Genomic DNA, 18,960 nt, shown 5'->3' with positions numbered 1-18,960 from the left:
AGCAGAGCAGAGCAGAGCAGAGCAGAGCAGAGCAGAGCAGAGCAGAGCAGAGCAGAGCAGAGCAGAGCAGAGCAGAGCAGAGCAGAGCAGAGCAGAGCAGAGCAGAGCAGAGCAGAGCTATTGATGTCGTAAAGTTTTTAATGGCAATATGTGTCGTTGCTATTCATACACAGCCGCTGCAAAGTGTAAATGGAATTGGGAAAAATTTATATGAAACGACTGTGGCATTATCCGTTCCATTCTTTTTTATGTCGACAGGATACCTGGTATTTGGAAAATTAATTTTGCCATATGACTGTGAATATAACAAGAAAAAGGCAAAAAAACAAATACTGAAAATGTTAAGGGCTTATTTTATTTGGAGTATACTATACCTTCCTCTTGCGTTCTACGGCTTTTTCTCTGTTGATAAATATGGTATATTCAAATCCGGTATTTTATATATTAGAAATATTTTGTTCCAAGGACAAAACTATTTTTCTTATCCGCTTTGGTATTTGCTGGCAGCTATATATGCATCTATTGTATTTTATTTCCTTATCAGAAATGGATTTCAGACACCTAAGGTTATTTGGACTATTAGTATTTCCTTTATAATATCGAAAGGCACTGATTATCTGGTCATTAATCAGAATTCTTTTCATGGGTTCAGTAGATTGCTTGCAGTGTGTTTAGCAAAAACCTTTTCTGAAGGAAGAGTGTTTTCCGGAATATATCTAATGCTTATAGGAGCATTAATACAGAAGTATAGCAAGTGGATTAATAATGCTGTGGTCAGATATTCGTGCATTATTTTTGTGACTCTTTTTATATTTGATGTTTTTATTGACAATGTATTTTTGCGACTTAGCGTTTGTGTGGCTTTTTTTATCTTTGTTCAGAATCTTAAAGTTGAAAAAGTGACTGATGCACAGAGTCATTTTTTAAGACGAATGAGTACAGTCGTCTTTTATACACATATGATAATTTTTTTCTCTGGGGTTTAATTGATGGGAAAGAACCATCATATGGATTTACGGGATTTGTAGCATGTTTAATTGGGACTGTTGTATTGGCAGTGATTATTAGTGCCAATAGAATAAAGAATAGTCGTTTAGTTAGAGAGTTGTTTGGCTAACAGTAAAGGTGAAGATGAGAAAAATGGAAAGAGAAATACCAGTACTATATAAAAGAAAAGAAGAATGCTGTGGATGTACGGCTTGTTATGCCATCTGTCCGAAAGAAGCTATTTCTATGGTAGAGGACGAAGAGGGATTTGAATATCCACAGATTGATGAAAGCAAGTGCGTGCGGTGCTATCAATGCATTAAGGTATGTCCGATAAAAGCAGCACGAGCATAGGAGAGATTATGAAAACAACATTACTTATCATGGCAGCCGGAATCGGCAGCCGTTTCGGAACAGGAATCAAGCAGTTGGAGCCGGTAGACGCTTCGAATCATATCATTATGGACTACTCAATCCATGATGCAATCGAGGCCGGTTTCAACCATGTAGTTTTTATTATCCGTAAGGATATCGAGAAGGAATTCAAAGAGGTGATCGGTGATCGCATTGCCTCTATTTGCTCCTCTCACAATGTAACTGTAGACTACGCTTTCCAGGATATCAACGATATTCCGGGAGAACTTCCGGCAGGCCGTACAAAGCCGTGGGGAACCGGTCAGGCTGTGCTTGCAGCGAAGGACGTAATTAAAACTCCGTTCATCGTGATCAATGCAGATGATTACTATGGCAAGGAAGGCTTCAAGGCTGTCCATGAGTATCTAGTGAATGGCGGCAAGTCCTGCATGGCTGGTTTCGTTCTGAAGAACACTCTGTCCGATAACGGCGGTGTGACTCGCGGTATCTGCAAGATGGACGAGGATAACAACTTGACTGAGGTTGTGGAGACCAAGAACATCGTGAAGACTGCAGATGGAGCAGAGGCAGACGGAAAAGTGATTGATGTTGATTCTCTGGTTTCTATGAATATGTGGGGATTAACTCCTGATTTTCTGGATGTACTGGAAGAGGGCTTCAAAGAGTTCTTTGAGAAAGAAGTACCGAGCAATCCTCAGAAAGCCGAGTATCTGATCCCAATCTTCATCGGTGAGCTGCTGGAGCAGGGCAAGATGTCTGTGAAGGTTCTGAAGACCAACGACACCTGGTACGGCATGACCTACCATGAGGATGTCGCAGCAGTGAAAGACAGCTTCAAGAAAATGTTGGCGGATGGCGTGTATAAGGCTGATCTATTTGCAGACTTGTGATATAATGGGAGCGGTAGCTCCCCACGCTGCTCGTAATAATCACACACCTCTCCGTGGTGAGCAGCAGGCAACGATCTTATGATCGGCTGAGATGTGAGAAAAGAAATCTGTTAGATTGGAGGGATTTCGTAATGACAAGTCTTGAAATGAGAAATTTGATATTTGAAGCTCTTGCAGAAAAAAATCCAGAAAAGACTCCTTGGAAAAAGACATTTGAAATGTACGGCTATAGGGGAACTGTTTCAGCTCTGCGAGCATTAGTCGAGTATATCGGCATTGAACATGGCGTGATAGAAAAAGTGGTAGAAATCCCGACAATGGCATGGGGAGTTCCGGGTGAATATCCATATTATCTGAGCAATACAAATTTAGATAATGATAATCTGGATTTGTTTAATGAAGAAGTTCATTTGATGACATATCATAATATTTTATCTCCTGGTGCAATTGGTGGTTACGGAGATAGCCTTCCATATTTTCATGTTACGAAATATGGATTGAAATGTATAGAAGAACGCGATATTTTTCCATATGACCCAGATGCCTATATGCAGAAGATTTCTTCGATTTCATCTATTGATGAATGGGAAAAATTCTATATTGAACAAAGTTTAAAATGCTATAATGCAGATGCGTTTGAATCAGCACTTATTATGCTTGGATTGGCTGGTGAGTATTTGGCAACGCAACTTATAGAAAAAATGGAAAGCTTTCTTGCTAATAAAGAACCGACATTACAAGCAACTTATGTAAATGCTTTACAGGGGAAGAATGTGGTTTCGCAGCGGTATGCGGAATATGAAAACATATTGCTAGAAGTTCTTAAGTTGAAAGATGCGACTACAAATCAGATTAAATATCCGACAGTGAAGGGTTTGTCGCCTTCGCTTGATAATGCGGCAAAGGCAATATATGCTACATATTTAAGATTAACTCGCAATGAACTGGCACACCCGTCTGGATTAAAAGTAGACAGAGTGCAATGCCTTTCTTTGATGACAAGCTATATCAAATACTGTGAGACACAGCATAAATATTTGGATTTTTATACTGCGAATTCATGATATTGCCCGTCCCCCAACACAGTGCTATACTTAAACCACTATAAAAGGAAAGAGGTTATCACCTATGCCCAGAACAAAAGGCAGCAAAAACCGTCCCAAAACTACCCGTACCGACTACGCATCTCAGATCGCGGAGAAGCAGGAATCTATCACTTCCCTGACTGCTGAGATTTCATCCATCACCGCAAACATTGACACTTTGAAGGCTGATCTGAAAGAGAAGAAGACTGCTCTGAAGAAGGCCGAAAAAGAAGTGGCATCCCTGGAATCGAAGAAGGCAAAGGCAGATGCTAAGGCCGCTGAAGAAGCGAAGAAGACCGAAGCAGAGGCTGTGCTGAAGAGGCTGCTGGCAAGCGGGATGAGTGCGGATGAGATTCTCGAAAAACTGAAATAAACAAGAACCCAAGAAAAAAATAAATGCCGTGTGGACAAACTGAACTCCAGGAGTTTACACGGTATTTTTTGAAGGCTGTCATATAGCTTGTGATGGAAATAAAAGAAGGACAAAATTAAAAGAAATGGAGTGTGATATAAAATGAACTTATCAAAAATACATCATATTGCAATCATCGTATCTGACTACGAAGCTGCAAAGGATTTCTATGTGAACAAGCTGGGATTCTCTGTTATCAGAGAGAACTACCGTCCAGAGCGTAAGGACTGGAAGCTAGATCTGCGTGTTAACGAACACACAGAGCTGGAGATTTTTGCAGAAGAAAACCCACCGAAGCGTGTGAACCGCCCGGAGGCCTGTGGGCTGCGTCATCTTGCATTTTGTGTGGAGAGCGTGGAGCAGACAGTGAATGAGTTGGCAGAGGTAGGAATTGAATGTGAACCAATTCGTGTGGATGATTACACCGGCAAGAAGATGACTTTCTTCCATGACCCGGACGGACTGCCGTTGGAGCTGCATGAATAAAATGAAGAAAACAAGAAAACCAGGCGGTGGCCGGAAGAAGTTGAAGCCAGAGTACGATGCCGGGAAAAATCTGAAAGAGCAGATGGAAAGTGCTGTGGCACTTTATGATTCTGAGATGTCCTTGCAGGCCATCGGCGAAGAACTGGGATTAAATCCAATCAAAGTAAGAAAGCTGCTCATCACGGCCGGTGTGTATGAATCTGAAGTGGCAGAGAAGGTGCAAGGTACCTTTCAAGAATACCGTGAAACACAAGACTACAAAACCTCCATACTCTCAACATCCTCTACTCTTCAACTCTCCAAAGCCTCCGTTACCTCGTACCTGCCATATCAGAAAGGCGTGTATTTTCCAAGTACAGAGAAAGATAAAATCAGTGTTGGAGCAGAGCGGCAGCGGAGATACAGAGCGATGAAGCGGTGGAGGGCTGATCCGACAGAAGAGAACTTCTGGGGAGTGGTTCTGGCCTATGCCGGTGTGAAATTCAAAACCTACTCCGGGTTGCCATTTACTTATGAGGTGAGGAAAGGAAGAAGCGGCGAGTACACGAAAGAGCTGTGGATCGACCGCCGGGAGAAGAGTAAAAGTTTAGCGTGGAGTTCAGTGCTGCTGGCGCTGAAGAATATTAAAGGAGAAGTGGTAGACCGCCCGAAAGCTTTGGGCGATATCCGGGGAGTGACCTACATATACGGAATGTTCTATCGATTCGGGCTGATCGATGTGCCGGACAAGGTAAAGGAGAAGATGGGCCGTCCAAAAGACCGCAAAAAATAGGTTGCTATGTACAGAAGTGTGCGGTAATATGTGCCATAACTGAGGATGTGAATCTCAGTTGGGAAGGATGGTAGCATTATAGAAAAACTGAAGGAAATGCTGGAGGAGTATTTGAAGAAAACAGAGCCGGAGTATTACCCGCCGGTAGAGAACCTGCTGGATCTGATCTACGAGCATTACACGGAGAACAACCCAGTAGAGAAAAACACAGATGCCGGGAAAGCAGCAAAGGCCAAGGAAAAAGAACTGGAAGAGTGGCTGCGTAGCTTGAACGGAATGAATAGACTCGTAGATGACTATGTTGGAGATAAGATTCCGCTATGGGAAAAGATCATGGACCGGCAGGGGACGGTGTGCTGTGCATGGGAGAAGACCGCTTTTGAGGAAGGCCTGAAAGTCGGAATTCGGCTCATGATGGAAGCGTATAGTTTGTGATGGAAATAAAGTGAACTTCTGGAGTTCAAAAAAGCCCTCGCTTGTTGCGGCGTGTGTTCTTATTTTTCAGGCTTTTCAGCTTTTTTCTTCTTCGGTGCAATTTTGTGGCCTGAGTAGATTGCCATGCCCATGCAGACCAGAGAGCCACAAGCAAAATACTTGTGAGCCTGCATCAGTTTCTTGCAGCCTGTGTAGAAGCACCCTGCCATGCAGGCAAGTGCGCCGAGTGACCAATATTTATGTGCTTTCATTTTGTGTGTCCTCCTATATGTTTAGATTTCTCCGTGGTGGTGTGCCGCGGAGTTTATTTATGTCTTGACGTACTTTTGTAGTCGGCTGTTTGGCTTGTCTGGAATAGTCATTTTCAGTTTTCCAGAAGCTAAGAGTGGTTTTAAATATTTATCATTAAAGTTGTTTCTTCCGGTGAGACCAAGATATGCTTGAATCTCTTTCCTGGAACGTGGAATAGAACAAAAGTCAAGTATCACTGCAACCTTATCATCCTGTACGGTCGAGTTTGTGACTTGCCCTCTGACTTGCTCTGCCTACTGATGCGCGGCAAGCAGAGTGAGAATTACCTGAATAAGCCAACGCATTCTCTCATCGAACTTAGTATGCAGAAAATTGTCAACGAGTGTATCCGTTTGGTGTACCACGCTTTGATATTGTGATTTGACCCGATTGTCAAATCCATCAATTTCTGTGGTGTCATCAAAAGGGAGATTTAATCCGTGTGAAACCTTACATGCACGATAGTCTGATGTATTGCCACCAAAAGTCTTTCCGACTGAAGGCTGCTGGAAGGATGGTACGATAAGTTGAATAAGTGCTTCAAGTGGGCAATGCCGTTGGATGTTGTTGGTACACACCGTCTGGATCATAACAGCGACAGCCGCGAACAGAGCCACAGCGATTTCAGCCTGAGCAACGATGGTACGGACTGGGAGAATAAAGCACCCCGCTCTTTTTGCTGCGCTGTGTACAGCTCGGTATCAGCATCGCCGACCTCGACCTGCCGACCATCGGGTTGGTCAACGATATGTTCACGGAACGGCAGAATGACGACTATTCGTACAAAGAGCTGGCAAGTCAGTCGGACTTCGATTGATTCTAAAGGTTCGACTTATTTTACTTGACTTTGTAGACTATCTGATTTATTATACTCGTAAAGAAGTAACTTACGAGTTACTAACTCACGAGTATAATTATTGGAGGTGAGCAGATGAGTCAATTCTATTGCCGTGAGGATGAGCTGCGGAAACTGAATAAACGGTACGCAGGTGATAAGTTTGAGTGCATTGTCATCTACGGCAGACGGCGTGTTGGTAAAACGGCACTGATCAACGAGTTCTGCAAAGATAAGCCTACCATTTTCTTTTCTGCATTGAACACGACAGGAAAGGGAAATCTGGAAGCTCTCTCAAAGTCGATTATGAGTTTTGAGCGGCCGGATATGGAGACTGCACCGGAGTTCAGGTCCTATGATGCAGCTTTGGATGAGCTGACAGCACTTTCAAAGGAAAAGAGGATTGTCTTTGTCATTGATGAGTATCCTTATCTTGCAAAAGCAAAACCAGCTATTTCAGCGATGCTGCAGCACATCATCGATCACAAATGGACAGAGTCCAAGATGTACCTGATTCTTTGCGGCTCCTCTATGAGCTTCATGGAGAGTCAGGTGCTTGGCAAAGAAAGTCCGTTGTATGGCAGACGTACTGGTCAGTTTAAGATTGAGCCGCTAGACTATAAAGAAACCGCTGTGTTCCACTCAAATCTGTCTGCAGAAGACAATTCCCTGATTTATGGAATCACGGGAGGAGTTCCCCACTATATCAATAAGTTGGATGTGCGAGATAGTGTGGATGAAGCTCTGTTGGATAATTTCTTTGACCGCTCCAGCTATCTGTATGAGGAACCGGGAAACTTACTGAAGCAGGAACTCCGGGAGCCGGCTATTTATAATGCAATCATTAAAGCGATTGCAGAAGGTGCTTCCCGAATGAACGATATCAAGATGAAGGTCGGCGAGGAAAACTCGGTCGTATCGAAGTACCTGAAAACGCTGATCGACCTTGGCATTGCTAAGAAAGAAACACCGATTACAGAAAAACCGGGTAAGAAAACCATCTATCTGCTGGCTGATAACTTCTTCCGTTTCTGGTATCGGTTTGTGCCAATCAATATGAGTGCCATTGACTCTGGCAGAATTGCAAAGACCTATCCACACGCTGTAAAACAGTATCTTCCTGATTACATGGGTCTAATTTATGAGAAGATGTGTCAGGATTACCTGCTCTATTATTCGGATAGCCTTCCTATTGAGCTGAGTGAAATCGGCCAGTGGTGGGGGACAGACCCGAAGAAGAAAAAGCAGATACAGATTGATATCGTTGGAACTCCTGTTGAGGGCAAAGACTATATCATCGGTTCATGCAAATACCGGAATGAGAAAATCGGTGTGGATGAACTCGATTTGATTCGGGATTATGCCTCAGTTTTTGGAAAGGGCAACAACTATCACTACTATATCTTCTCGAAAGGCGGATTCACAGATGGACTTCTTCAGGCACAAGAGCGAGGTGAAGTTCGGCTGATAACGTTGGAAGACCTTTACAAGTAAAAATTCTAATCAACCTTGCTGGTGAAAGCTGGCAGGGTATTTTTATCCCCATTTTTAGTCTGTCTGCTCCGTGCAGATGGGCTTTTCTTATGCCTGTGAGGAGGTGGTTACGCAAATAGCATCCAGAATCCAGGGCATCACCGTTGAAATCGGCGGCGATACCACAAAGCTCTCCAAAGCACTGGAAAGTGTAAACAAGTCAATCGAGGGGACGCAGTCCGGACTGAAGGATGTCAACAAACTCCTGAAACTGGACCCTTCCAATGAGAAGCCTGAACGATATCCTTGCGGACTGCCGTGTGGAACTGCACGAATAATCATGGGAATTGTTCTCTCCAATCTATAGCAGATTCTCTAGACTTAAATCCAATCAAAATAAGAAAACTGCTCATCACGACAGGTGTGTACTTCCCAAGTACAGCAGCCAAATTATTCTGCTGTTCAAGCAAAGGTAAACGAACTTTTACATTAGTAACCTGATAGAAACAAAAGAGTGACAAACACATCAGAAAGCCTTACAATATAGGAAACACAGTTATCTTGGAACTATCAAAACAGTAATTTGGATTATAAATTACAGTAATATGGGTTACAAAAGTTGTGAAGGAGAACATCAAATGGGAAAAAGTACGAGAGGCTATTGTAAATATTGCGGTAAAGAATATACCAGAACAGGCATGGTAAAACATTTGCAAACGTGTAAGAAAAGAGTTGATTTATACGAAAAAGCAACAGAAACAGAGAAGTATTTTGAACTGCTGTTATATGGAGCGTACAACAAAGATTACTGGCTTATTATACAGATCAAAGAGAATGCAACATTGGATGATCTGGATCAGTTTATCCGTGATATCTGGGTAGAATGCTGTGGACATTTAAGTGCGTTTGAGATTAATGGCGTAAGCTATGAAAAGGAACCAGATGATGATTTTTGCTGGGATGAGCCGGCAGAAAGTACGGAACACAAATTAAAAGAAATACTTGAATCGGATATGTTGTTTGGATATGAGTATGATTTTGGATCTACTACGGAACTTGCGATCAAAGTATTGAATTATTATAATGCACCAAAGCAGAGTAAAAAAGTGGTGATATTATCCAGAAACAATCCACCGGAATTTCAGTGTTCGATTTGTGGGGAACACAGAGCATCCTGGATAAATGCTGTGGATATTTATGGTGAAGAACCATTTTGGTGTGACGAGTGTGCAGACAAGCTTGAAGAAGACAAATTTGAAGAAGAAATTGACAGTGAAGAGGTGTGGCTACTTCCGGTTACGAATTCGCCAAGGATGGGAGTCTGTGGATATGAAGGAAGCAGTGTGTATCCGGAGCAGTTTGAACCGGATGAAATAGTTAGATAAATGAAGGTATAATTAAAGATTATGGAGAATAATAAACAGCTATGTCGATTAAAGAACGAGAGGAGCTTTTATTTCAAAAATTAAGAGAAAAAGATACCAGTATTGTAGCCGATGGAGTGATCTGCGAGCAGGAATTTTTAAATGCCAGATATAAGATCGTATATATCTTAAAAGAAGTAAATGGCGGAAAAAGCTGGGACCTGCGGGATTTTGTTTATGAGGGTGGAAGACCACAGACATGGGATAATATTGCACGCTGGACGGAAGGAATTCTGTCCTGGGAAAAAGAATTTCTGTGGTCTGAGATGGAGACGGACAATGAACAGAGACGCTTACGGGAGTTGAAGAAAATAGCAGCGGTCAATTTGAAGAAAACTTCTGGTGGACATACTTCAAATAATGGTGAAATTTACAGGGCAGCAGTTGAACATCATGACATTATCAAGGAGCAGATTGATTTGTATAAAGCAGACTTTATTATTTGCTGTGGCACGGAGTATGCTTTTATGGATGCATGTTATAAGGACAGAGAGGTTGACTGGAAAATGACTTCAAGGGGAATCTGGTATTTCAGAGATGGCAAATCTGTTGTCATCTCATTTTCGCATCCGGAAGCAAGAGTGAAAGATGCGTATTTGTTTTATGCACTGACGGATGCGGTGAAGGAAATCATGCGCTGTGAAGAGTTTGAAGAACAACTATAAGGAGTATAAGAAAAAAGAAAAAGCCTTTTGTGGCGGTTTGGTGTGATAAAAGTGCCGGAAAATACAGTGAAGAAAATGGAGATCAGATGAGAAGAGTAAGATGGATTATTTTCGGAATGTTAGTAGCTTTGCTTGCAGGATGTTCTGGAAAGAAAACAGCAGAAACTTCTGCGGATGCAAAAAATGCGGAAAGTACAGATGAGAAAAATACGCTTGATTTTGTAGATGCACACGGAGAGTGTTATACGGTGGAAATCAATGAAGCAGTTGCGAAAAATCCGTATGATAACGCACTTTTTGTAAAAAATGAAAATAAGATGAGTTATGAGGATAAAAAATATACTTCAAGGCTTGGCGTAGACGTATCTGTTTTCCAGGGAGATATTGACTGGGAGCAGGTGAAAGCAGCGGGCTATGAGTTCGCAATTTTGCGGATCGGATATCGTGGCTATGGTGAAAAAGGTACGTTAAATGCAGACGAGAAGTTTGAACAGAATATGGAAAATGCCAGAAAAGCTGGAATAGATGTGGGCGTTTATTTTTTCTCGCAGGCGGTAAATGAAGAAGAGGCAAAGGAAGAGGCTGATTTTGTTCTGGAACATTTGAAAGGGCAGGAGCTTCAGATGCCGGTTGTGTACGATCCAGAGCATATTCTGGAAGACGAAGCACGGACGGATGATGTAACGGGAGAACAATTTACCCAAAATGCGAAGGTATTTTGTAAAGAAATAGAAGAAGCGGGATATGATGCCATGATTTACAGCAATATGCTGTGGGAAGCGTATGAACTGGATCTGGAAAAGCTGTTGGATTATCCGGTCTGGTATGCAGATTATGAAGAACTTCCGCAGACGCCGTATAGGTTCAGTATGTGGCAGTATTCCAGTACAGGAAGCGTGCCGGGGATTGAAGGAAATGTGGATCTGAATATCCAATTGCTTAAAAAATAAAAAATTTATAGTTGTAATCTTGTGGTCGGCGAAAAAATATAGTATAATTGAAAAAGAACATATGTTCTCTTGCGAAAATGTTAGGAGGTGCGGCGAATGCCGGAGCAGACACGCAGTTATGTAGCAATTGATCTGAAATCTTTCTATGCTTCGGTGGAGTGCAAGGAACGGAATTTGGATCCGCTTACGACGAATCTGGTTGTAGCCGATCCGGAGAGGACAACGAAGACGATCTGTCTTGCTGTTTCTCCTGCGCTGAAAGCATATGGGATTCCGGGAAGGGCAAGACTTTTTGAGGTTGTCCGGAAGGTGAAGGAGATTAACGACGAGCGAAAGCGGAAAAATGGAGGACATGAATTTACCGGGCAATCCTGTGACACCGGGGAATTAAAGGCAGACCAGAGCTTTGCACTGGATTATATCACGGCGGTTCCGAGGATGGCACTCTATATGAAGTACAGCACCCGGATTTATGACATTTACCTGAAGTATGTTGCACCGGAAGACATACATGTCTATTCAATCGATGAGGTTTTTATGGATGTTACCGATTATCTGCATACTTACCGACTGACACCGGAAGAACTTGCAGGAAAGATAATGCGGGAAATCTATGAGCAGACCGGGATTACGGCGACAGCTGGAATTGGTACGAATCTGTATTTGGCGAAGATTGCGATGGATATCATGGCAAAGCATAGCGAACCGGATGAGAATGGTTTCCGGTTTGCAAGTCTGGATGAGATGAGTTATCGCAGATCTTTGTGGAACCACAGACCGCTTACGGATTTTTGGCGTGTGGGAAGAGGCTATGCGAAAAAGCTGGAACAATGTGGACTGTATACCATGGGAGATATTGCCAGATGTTCGGTTGGAAAAGAGAATGAATTTTATAACGAAGAGCTTTTGTATAAAATGTTCGGTGTGAATGCAGAACTTCTGATCGATCATGCCTGGGGGTGGGAACCGTGTACGATTGCAGATGTAAAAGCGTATCAGCCGGAGCATAACAGTGTTGGTGCAGGACAGGTACTACATTGCCCGTATGATGCCCAAAAGGCGAAAATTGTGGTTAAAGAGATGTTGGATCTTTTGACGCTTGATCTTGTAGAAAAGCATCTGGTTACGGATCAGATCGTGCTGACTGTCGGATATGATATCGAGAATCTGAGAAGTGGAAAAGGTTATACAGGGGAGGTGACAGTGGACCGGTATGGAAGAAAGATTCCAAAGCATGCACATGGAACAGCGAATCTACGAGAGTATACAGCTTCTGCGAGAATGATAACCGATGCGGTGATGGAACTGTATGACCGGATTGTGAATCCGCATTTGATGGTGCGGCGGATTTCGATGGCAGCGAATCACGTATTGGATGAAAAGAAAGCGGCAGATAAGACAGAATTCCGGCAACTGGATCTGTTTACTGATTTTACCGAAGGTAATGAAAAGAAGCAGCAGGATGAGAAGCTTGAACGGGAGAAGAAGATGCAGGAGGCAGTACTTTCGATTAAGAAGAAGTATGGGAAGAATGCAATTCTGAAGGGACTTAATTTTCAGGAAGGAGCCACTACCAAAGCGCGGAATGAGCAGATCGGAGGGCATAAGGCATGACAGGATACGAGGATATCATTCATTTACCGCATCATGTATCGGTCAGACATCCGCAGATGTCAAGGCAGGACAGAGCGGCGCAGTTTGCCCCGTTTGCAGCGCTGACCGGACATAAAGATGCAATCAGGGAGATCGAAAGACTGACCGAGCGGAAACGCAGACTCAGTGAGGATTGCAGACAGATACTGGATCTGTATTTACGGGAAGTATGCCAGAGTCAGGAACCACGGGAAGTGGATTTTGAATATTTTGTACCGGATCAGAAAAAGGAAGGTGGCTCCTACCAGAAAAAGTCCGGATGTATCCGGAGGATTGACACCTATCTGAATGAAATCGTATTACAGAGCGGGGAACGGATTCCGCTTGATGAAATCGTAGACATTGATGGAGTGATTGCCGCGGCTGACGAAGTGTGATAGAATAAATTTTATGATGTTATAGACTGAGCATAGTATTGTTGATACTTGTATGACGAAATGTCTGATTTTAACTTTATGCAAGTTGTGTATGGATAATTGAGTACAGAGATAAACAGACTGCATAAAGTTAGAAAAGTTCAGAAAAGGCACAGAAAACCAGGCAGGGAGAATGGAAAGAATGAAACCAGTTTACGAAAGATTCATCGAAAATCCGGATTTTACAAAATCAGAATTTGTCGAATTGATAAAATGTGCAGAAGATCTGGAGGCAGTCCGGAGACTGAAAGAGGAAGCAGTCCGTATCCGGGAGATTTATTACGGGAAAAAGGTATTTACCAGAGGGCTGATCGAATATACCAATTATTGTAAGAATGACTGCTATTACTGCGGAATCCGTAAGAGTAATACGAATGCAAAGCGTTACCGTCTGACAGAGGATGAGATCATGGCATGCTGTGAGAATGGGTATGAGCTTGGATTCCGGACGTTTGTGCTACAGGGCGGAGAAGATGCTTATTATACGGATGACCGGATGGTAGAGATTATTAAAAAAATCAAGGAAGCATATCCGGAATGTGCACTGACTTTGTCTATCGGAGAGAAGTCTTATGAGAGTTACAAGAGATTTCGGGAAGCCGGAGCAGACCGGTATCTGCTTCGCCATGAAACGGCGAATGAGGAGCATTACCGGAAGCTACATCCGGAGAAGATGAGCCTTGCCGTTCGTAAGAATTGTCTGTATGATCTGAAGAAGCTTGGTTATCAGGTGGGGGCTGGCATGATGGTTGGTTCGCCTTATCAGACGACAGAAGATCTGGCAGAAGACCTGGTATTCTTGAAAGAATTGCAGCCGGAGATGGTGGGAATCGGACCATTTATCCCACATCATGATACGCAGTTTGCAAAAGAACCGGCAGGAAGTGTGGAGATGACACTGTTTTTGCTCGCTGTGATCCGGATTCTGCTGCCGAAGGTACTTCTTCCGGCGACAACAGCACTTGGGACGATGGATCCGCTTGGAAGAGAGAAAGGGCTGCAGGCAGGAGCCAATGTCGTGATGCCGAACCTTTCTCCGGTGAAGAACCGGAAGCAGTATGAGCTGTATGACAACAAGATCTGTACCGGTGAAGAGGCAGCAGAATGTCGCGGATGTATGGGGAGACGAGTAGCAAGTGTCGGATACGAACTGGTAACAGAGCGTGGGGATGCAGTGTAGAATCGAACGGATTTTCTGTAAAAAATCACTAAAATCATGTTTCTGATTTTAAACAGATATTACAAAGAAGAAAATTTATTTTGAAAAATTAAAAGGAATTCGGAGAAAGAAAATATTTTTCGATACATTTCGGTGGATTTCGCAAGCTGTCAAACCGGTATTTTCAGTAGCAAAAGAATCTCCCTTTTTACCACTAGGAAAGTACACCGCGAATATGCTACTATATAGAAGTCGACAATACTTATACGCGTAAGAACAGGAGGAACTTGATTTAGCCGTTTCTAATAAAAGACCGCAAGCCTTTCTTGTAACATGCGGTATCAGAAATAGAATATTTTATTTTGAAGCATATGGAAATTGTATATAGATAACCATATATACAAACCGGACACCGGGGAATGGAACCGTAAAAGATTTCGTTCTCCGGTGTTTTGTTGGAGAATGAAAGGTATCGTTTGAATTTATGGGTGAATTTTTGTTTCAGGCTTCTGTTTCAGGCTTCTGAATTTTATCCCTACCGAAATTTTCAGTTTTATGGTATGATGAAAAAGTATGTAATCATTGCAGAAAAAGTCGTTTATGATAAAAATATGAGGATTACATGAAAGAGGAAGCTAGCCTGGAAAAGGTTTTGTTTCCGATTCCGAATTTGGGGAGGAATATAATTTGAGTAAGAAAAATGAGTATCAGGGACATCTGATCCGTGAGGTTTACCCGGATTCAATTGCCGAGGCGATGGAGATCGAGCCGGGAGATGTCCTTCTACGAATAAACAACCAGAAAATAGAGGACGTTTTTGATTATCGTTACATGATCAAGGATGAGTATGTAGAAGTGCTGATCCGCAAGCCGGACGGGGAAGAATGGCTTCTGGAGATCGAGAAAGAGTATGATGATGACCTTGGCGTAGAATTTGAAAATGGTCTAATGAGTGACTACCGTTCCTGTAGCAACAAGTGTATTTTCTGTTTTATCGACCAGATGCCGCCGGGAATGCGTGAGACACTGTATTTCAAAGATGATGATTCCCGTCTTTCTTTCCTGCAGGGAAATTATATCACTCTGACGAATATGAAGCAGAAAGATGTGGACCGTATTATCGAGATGCAGCTTGCGCCGATCAATATTTCTGTGCAGACAACGAACCCGGAGCTGCGCTGCAAGATGCTCCACAATCGTTTCGCCGGAGAAAAGCTGAAATTCCTGGATGATCTGTATGCCGGACATGTGGAGATGAATGGGCAAATCGTACTGTGCAAGGGAGTTAATGATAAGGATGAGCTGAAGCGTTCTATCGAAGATCTGATGAAGTATCTGCCGTTTATGCGGAGTGTGTCAGTGGTTCCGGCAGGACTTTCCAAATACAGGGAGGGACTTTATCCACTGGAGCTTTTTGATAAAGAAGAAGCGGAAGAGGTCATTGATCTGATCGAGAGCTATCAGAAGAAGGCGTATGACGAGTTTGGACTTCATTTTATCCATGCAAGTGACGAGTGGTATATCCTTGCAGAGCGGGATTTCCCAGAGGAAGGACGTTATGACGGATATATCCAGCTGGAAAATGGTGTTGGCATGATGCGGCTTCTACGGGATGAATTTTACCATGCCTTTGAAGAGCTTCAGGAAAGTGAAGAATATCCAAAGTTAAAAGAAGGGATCGCACGGACATTTACCATTGCGACTGCAAAGCTTGCGTATCCGACAATTCAGGAATTTGCAGACAGGATCACGGAAGCATTTCCAAAAGTAAAGATCACGGTTGCCTGCATCCGTAATGATTTCTTTGGTGAGACGATCACCGTATCCGGTCTGATTACCGGACAGGATCTGGTGGCACAGTTAAAAGAGAGAAAAGAAGCAGGAGAGGATCTGGGAGATACTCTGCAGATTCCGATCAATATGCTGCGAAGCGGAGAAGAGGTCTTTCTGGATGATCTGACGGTGCAGGACGTGGAAGCGGCACTTGGCATGACGGTGAAGGCAGTGGAGTCCGGTGGTAAGGATTTTCTTGACGCGGCACTGAATTTGGATTATCATACAGAACGAAACAATGAGAATTTTGTATACATCAAAGCATACGACAGAGAGGATGAGTAACTTGAAATTTTCAAAACAGATGTCAGAATCAATTAAACTTGGTGTGATCCTTGCGATTGCCGGTGGATTTATGGATGCCTATTCCTATATGTGCAGAGGAAAAGTATTTGCCAATGCACAAACCGGAAATATTCTGCTTCTTGGAATCAATATTTCAGAGAGAAACTGGCATATGGCACTCCACTATCTGGTTCCGGTGCTGGCATTTGCCATTGGAATCGCCCTTGCGGATCTGGTGAAAATACGGACGAAAGATCTGACACTTCTGCACTGGAGACAGATTTCGGTATTCTGTGAGGCAGTGATCCTGCTGAGTGTCAGCTTTATCCCACAGGATTTTAATCTGGTGGCGAATGCACTCACATCCCTTGCGTGTGGGATTCAGGTGGAAAGCTTCCGCAAAATCCATGGAAACGGAATTGCAACCACCATGTGCATCGGAAACTTACGAAGTGCGACCCAGCATATGTGCAGTTATGCGAACACGAAGGATAAAGAGTATATCAAGAAAGGACTTTTGTACTATGGAATCATCTTCTTCTTTGTGATCGGTGCAGTTATCGGAAATGCCTGTGTGGAAATGTTTGCTGAAAAGGCACTTCTGATCGCTTCTGCAATTCTGGCAGTTGCTTTTGTGATGATGTTTGTTGATGGAGAAAAAGAACAATGCAAATAAAGCAGATCGCGTATATAAGATCTGATTTTGTGGAGAAATTCGGGATTCCGCGACAGAGTAATCTTGCGGATACCCGGGCAGAAATCCATTTTCTGCCGGAATATCAGAATGCGGATGCACTGCGGGAAATCGAGGCGTATGATTATCTGTGGCTGATCTGGGAATTTTCGGAATCTATCCGGGATACCTGGAGCCCGACAGTACGTCCACCGCGGCTTGGTGGTAACAGACGGGTGGGAGTTTTTGCCACCCGTTCTCCATTTCGCCCGAATCCGATCGGACTTTCTTCCGTAAAGCTTATTGGGGTAGAATTCCGGGAAAAAGAAGGTCCGGTGCTGATCGTGGAAGGTGCGGATCTTCTGGATATGACGCCGATCTACGATATCAAGCCCTACCTTCCATACGTGGATAGCCACCCGGAGGCAAAAGGCGGTTTCGCGGAAGAAAAGAAAGATTATAAATTGGATGTGAATTTCCCGGAAATGTATTTGGAACAGATTCCGGCTGAAAAAAGAGCAGCACTGATTCAGATCCTGGAGCAGGATCCGAGACCTTCTTATCAAAAGGATCCAGTCCGGATTTACGGCATGGCTTACGCGGGAATGGAAATTCATTTCCGGGTAGACAAAGAAACACTTTATGTGACGGAGGTAGAAAGGTTATGAAAATCTATCTGGCGCCAATGGAGGGCATTACAGGTGAGGTATACCGCAGGGCGTATCACACCTTTTTTGAACCAGTGGATAAATATTTTACACCATTTTTAAATCCAAACCCGAAAGGCAAATTCAGCAGACAGGAATGGAATGAGATCCTTCCGGAAAATAATGAGGGCATGTATACCGTTCCGCAGATCCTGACCAACCGCGCCGAGGATTTCATCCGCCTGGCCCGGCAGTTGAAAGAATTCGGATATGAAGAAGTCAATCTGAATCTCGGTTGCCCCTCCAAAACAGTCGTCAACCGGAAAAGGGGATCCGGTTTTTTGTTTTATCTCGATGAACTGAATCATTTCCTTGCCGAAGTTTTCGATCAACTCGATATGAAAATCTCTATCAAAACAAGAAGCGGTAAATATGATCAGGAAGAGTTCGAAGAACTTCTGGATATCTATAACCAATATCCTCTGGAAGAACTGATCCTTCATCCAAGAGTCCAGCAGGATTACTACAAAAACAAACCCGACTGGACCACTTTTGCCTACGCCTGCCGGAACAGCAAAAATCCTCTGGTCTATAATGGAGACATTTTTTGTGCGGAAAATTACCAAATCTTCCATCAGAAATTTCCCGAAACAGAATGCATCATGCTCGGAAGAGGAATTCTGATGAACCCATTTCTTCCGGCAGTTATAAAAGGGAAATCTACATTTGACACCAAGAAGATTGCTACATTCTGCGATCATCTTCTTGATGCCTATATCGAAAAATCTCCAGAAGAAAAAAATGCAGTAGTCAAAATGAAAGAACTCTGGTGGTATCTTGGCAAAAACTTTAAAAACAGCGAAGAATATCTGACGCAAATCCGCAAAAGCCAGACCATCCGGGAATACCGGATGGCGGTTGAATGTTTATTGAAAGAGTGCCCATATGAATAAAGCGTATCTTCAAGAAACACCTTCCACTTGGAACAACGGTCAAGCGCCCCTCCCCCGGTTTTATCAATTTCTCGTACTGTGGAAAAAGAGTAAATTTTAGTCGAGTGTCTAAGTCCCAAAAAGAATGGGGCAGGACTCTTTTTGGGACGCATCTTGCGACAAAATCCCCCTATTTTCTAGTAAAATTGCATAAAACCACAGGCGTTAGCTTTGACTAAGATTCACAAAAATCTGAAAAACATTAGAATTTAAACTAATTTT

22 protein-coding genes are annotated in these 18,960 nt (G+C 43.1%); 20 read left to right on the top strand and 2 right to left on the bottom strand.

The features are described from left to right. The 8 genes from PGZ10_RS08275 to PGZ10_RS08240 all read left to right on the top strand — a co-directional run. On the top strand, positions 1-986 hold a 986-nt coding region (locus PGZ10_RS08275; RefSeq protein ID WP_270541109.1), incomplete at its 5' end, for an acyltransferase family protein. A 154-nt stretch (positions 987-1,140) separates the two neighbouring features. Next, positions 1,141-1,341, top strand: coding sequence for a 4Fe-4S binding protein (locus PGZ10_RS08270; RefSeq protein WP_118618477.1), 201 nt, complete (start codon positions 1,141-1,143; stop codon positions 1,339-1,341). A gap of 8 nt (positions 1,342-1,349) precedes the next feature. Further along, the gene (locus PGZ10_RS08265; protein WP_118618475.1) at positions 1,350-2,252 is read left to right on the top strand and encodes a sugar phosphate nucleotidyltransferase; all 903 of its coding nucleotides are present in this window, start codon (positions 1,350-1,352) and stop codon (positions 2,250-2,252) included. Positions 2,253-2,383: 131 nt separating this feature from the next. After that, positions 2,384-3,316, top strand: a complete 933-nt coding sequence (locus PGZ10_RS08260; protein ID WP_055058494.1) for a hypothetical protein — start codon at positions 2,384-2,386, stop codon at positions 3,314-3,316. A gap of 64 nt (positions 3,317-3,380) precedes the next feature. Further along, entirely contained in the window at positions 3,381-3,710 is a 330-nt protein-coding gene (locus tag PGZ10_RS08255) for a hypothetical protein (RefSeq protein WP_118217758.1), read from the top strand. A gap of 141 nt (positions 3,711-3,851) precedes the next feature. Further along, entirely contained in the window at positions 3,852-4,235 is a 384-nt protein-coding gene (gloA2, locus tag PGZ10_RS08250) for an SMU1112c/YaeR family gloxylase I-like metalloprotein (protein WP_118217759.1), read from the top strand. A 1-nt stretch (position 4,236) separates the two neighbouring features. Continuing rightward, entirely contained in the window at positions 4,237-5,007 is a 771-nt protein-coding gene (locus PGZ10_RS08245; RefSeq protein WP_270541108.1) for a hypothetical protein, read from the top strand. Positions 5,008-5,118: 111 nt separating this feature from the next. Further along, the gene (locus PGZ10_RS08240; RefSeq protein ID WP_147357692.1) at positions 5,119-5,442 is read left to right on the top strand and encodes a hypothetical protein; all 324 of its coding nucleotides are present in this window, start codon (positions 5,119-5,121) and stop codon (positions 5,440-5,442) included. Between the two features lie 59 nt (positions 5,443-5,501). Here the strand turns inward: PGZ10_RS08240 and PGZ10_RS08235 are convergent, their stop codons facing one another. Together PGZ10_RS08235 and PGZ10_RS16825 are read right to left on the bottom strand one after the other, a co-directional pair. After that, positions 5,502-5,693, bottom strand: a complete 192-nt coding sequence (locus PGZ10_RS08235; RefSeq protein ID WP_055247149.1) for a DUF6219 family protein — start codon at positions 5,691-5,693, stop codon at positions 5,502-5,504. 57 nt (positions 5,694-5,750) lie between these two features. Beyond that, positions 5,751-5,930 (bottom strand): Fic family protein, encoded by a 180-nt coding sequence (locus PGZ10_RS16825; protein ID WP_334294844.1) that lies wholly within the window; start codon positions 5,928-5,930, stop codon positions 5,751-5,753. Positions 5,931-6,664: 734 nt separating this feature from the next. Between PGZ10_RS16825 and PGZ10_RS08230 the strand changes: the two genes are divergently transcribed. From PGZ10_RS08230 to PGZ10_RS08175, 12 genes are all read left to right on the top strand, one after another. Then, the gene (locus PGZ10_RS08230) at positions 6,665-8,062 is read left to right on the top strand and encodes an ATP-binding protein (protein WP_270541107.1); all 1,398 of its coding nucleotides are present in this window, start codon (positions 6,665-6,667) and stop codon (positions 8,060-8,062) included. Between the two features lie 103 nt (positions 8,063-8,165). Then, the gene (locus PGZ10_RS08225) at positions 8,166-8,408 is read left to right on the top strand and encodes a hypothetical protein (RefSeq protein WP_182450933.1); all 243 of its coding nucleotides are present in this window, start codon (positions 8,166-8,168) and stop codon (positions 8,406-8,408) included. A 271-nt stretch (positions 8,409-8,679) separates the two neighbouring features. Further along, on the top strand, positions 8,680-9,426 hold the full coding sequence (locus PGZ10_RS08220; RefSeq protein ID WP_270541106.1) for an IS1096 element passenger TnpR family protein: 747 nt from the start codon (positions 8,680-8,682) through the stop codon (positions 9,424-9,426). Between the two features lie 41 nt (positions 9,427-9,467). Then, the gene (locus tag PGZ10_RS08215) at positions 9,468-10,130 is read left to right on the top strand and encodes a hypothetical protein (protein ID WP_270541105.1); all 663 of its coding nucleotides are present in this window, start codon (positions 9,468-9,470) and stop codon (positions 10,128-10,130) included. Positions 10,131-10,159: 29 nt separating this feature from the next. Continuing rightward, a complete protein-coding gene (locus PGZ10_RS08210) occupies positions 10,160-11,080 on the top strand; it encodes a glycoside hydrolase family 25 protein (RefSeq protein WP_270541103.1) in 921 nt (306 codons plus the stop codon). Positions 11,081-11,176: 96 nt separating this feature from the next. Then, positions 11,177-12,694, top strand: a complete 1,518-nt coding sequence (locus PGZ10_RS08205; RefSeq protein ID WP_270541102.1) for a Y-family DNA polymerase — start codon at positions 11,177-11,179, stop codon at positions 12,692-12,694. Continuing rightward, positions 12,691-13,110, top strand: a complete 420-nt coding sequence (locus PGZ10_RS08200; RefSeq protein ID WP_270541100.1) for a hypothetical protein — start codon at positions 12,691-12,693, stop codon at positions 13,108-13,110. The genes PGZ10_RS08205 and PGZ10_RS08200 overlap by 4 nt, the downstream gene beginning before the upstream one ends. 172 nt (positions 13,111-13,282) lie before the next feature. Next, a complete protein-coding gene (hydE, locus tag PGZ10_RS08195) occupies positions 13,283-14,329 on the top strand; it encodes a [FeFe] hydrogenase H-cluster radical SAM maturase HydE (protein ID WP_334304121.1) in 1,047 nt (348 codons plus the stop codon). Between the two features lie 666 nt (positions 14,330-14,995). Then, positions 14,996-16,426 carry a DUF512 domain-containing protein gene (locus PGZ10_RS08190; RefSeq protein ID WP_055296706.1) on the top strand — a complete coding sequence of 477 codons (1,431 nt, stop codon included), beginning with the start codon at positions 14,996-14,998 and terminating at the stop codon, positions 16,424-16,426. A 1-nt stretch (position 16,427) separates the two neighbouring features. Then, complete coding sequence (locus tag PGZ10_RS08185; RefSeq protein WP_022220568.1) at positions 16,428-17,102, top strand: YoaK family protein; 675 nt, start codon at positions 16,428-16,430, stop codon at positions 17,100-17,102. Continuing rightward, the gene (gene tsaA / locus PGZ10_RS08180) at positions 17,093-17,767 is read left to right on the top strand and encodes a tRNA (N6-threonylcarbamoyladenosine(37)-N6)-methyltransferase TrmO (protein WP_270203065.1); all 675 of its coding nucleotides are present in this window, start codon (positions 17,093-17,095) and stop codon (positions 17,765-17,767) included. Before PGZ10_RS08185 ends, tsaA begins: the two co-directional genes overlap by 10 nt. Beyond that, entirely contained in the window at positions 17,764-18,699 is a 936-nt protein-coding gene (locus tag PGZ10_RS08175; RefSeq protein ID WP_270541096.1) for a tRNA dihydrouridine synthase, read from the top strand. The genes tsaA and PGZ10_RS08175 overlap by 4 nt, the downstream gene beginning before the upstream one ends. The last annotated feature ends 261 nt before the right edge of the window (positions 18,700-18,960 follow it).

This window comes from Coprococcus sp. AF102-57, assembly GCF_027686195.1.
In the GTDB taxonomy this organism is placed as follows: domain Bacteria; phylum Bacillota; class Clostridia; order Lachnospirales; family Lachnospiraceae; genus Allocoprococcus; species Allocoprococcus comes.
Note: the sequence above shows the minus strand (reverse complement) of the source record. Positions and strands in the feature narration are given on the sequence as shown.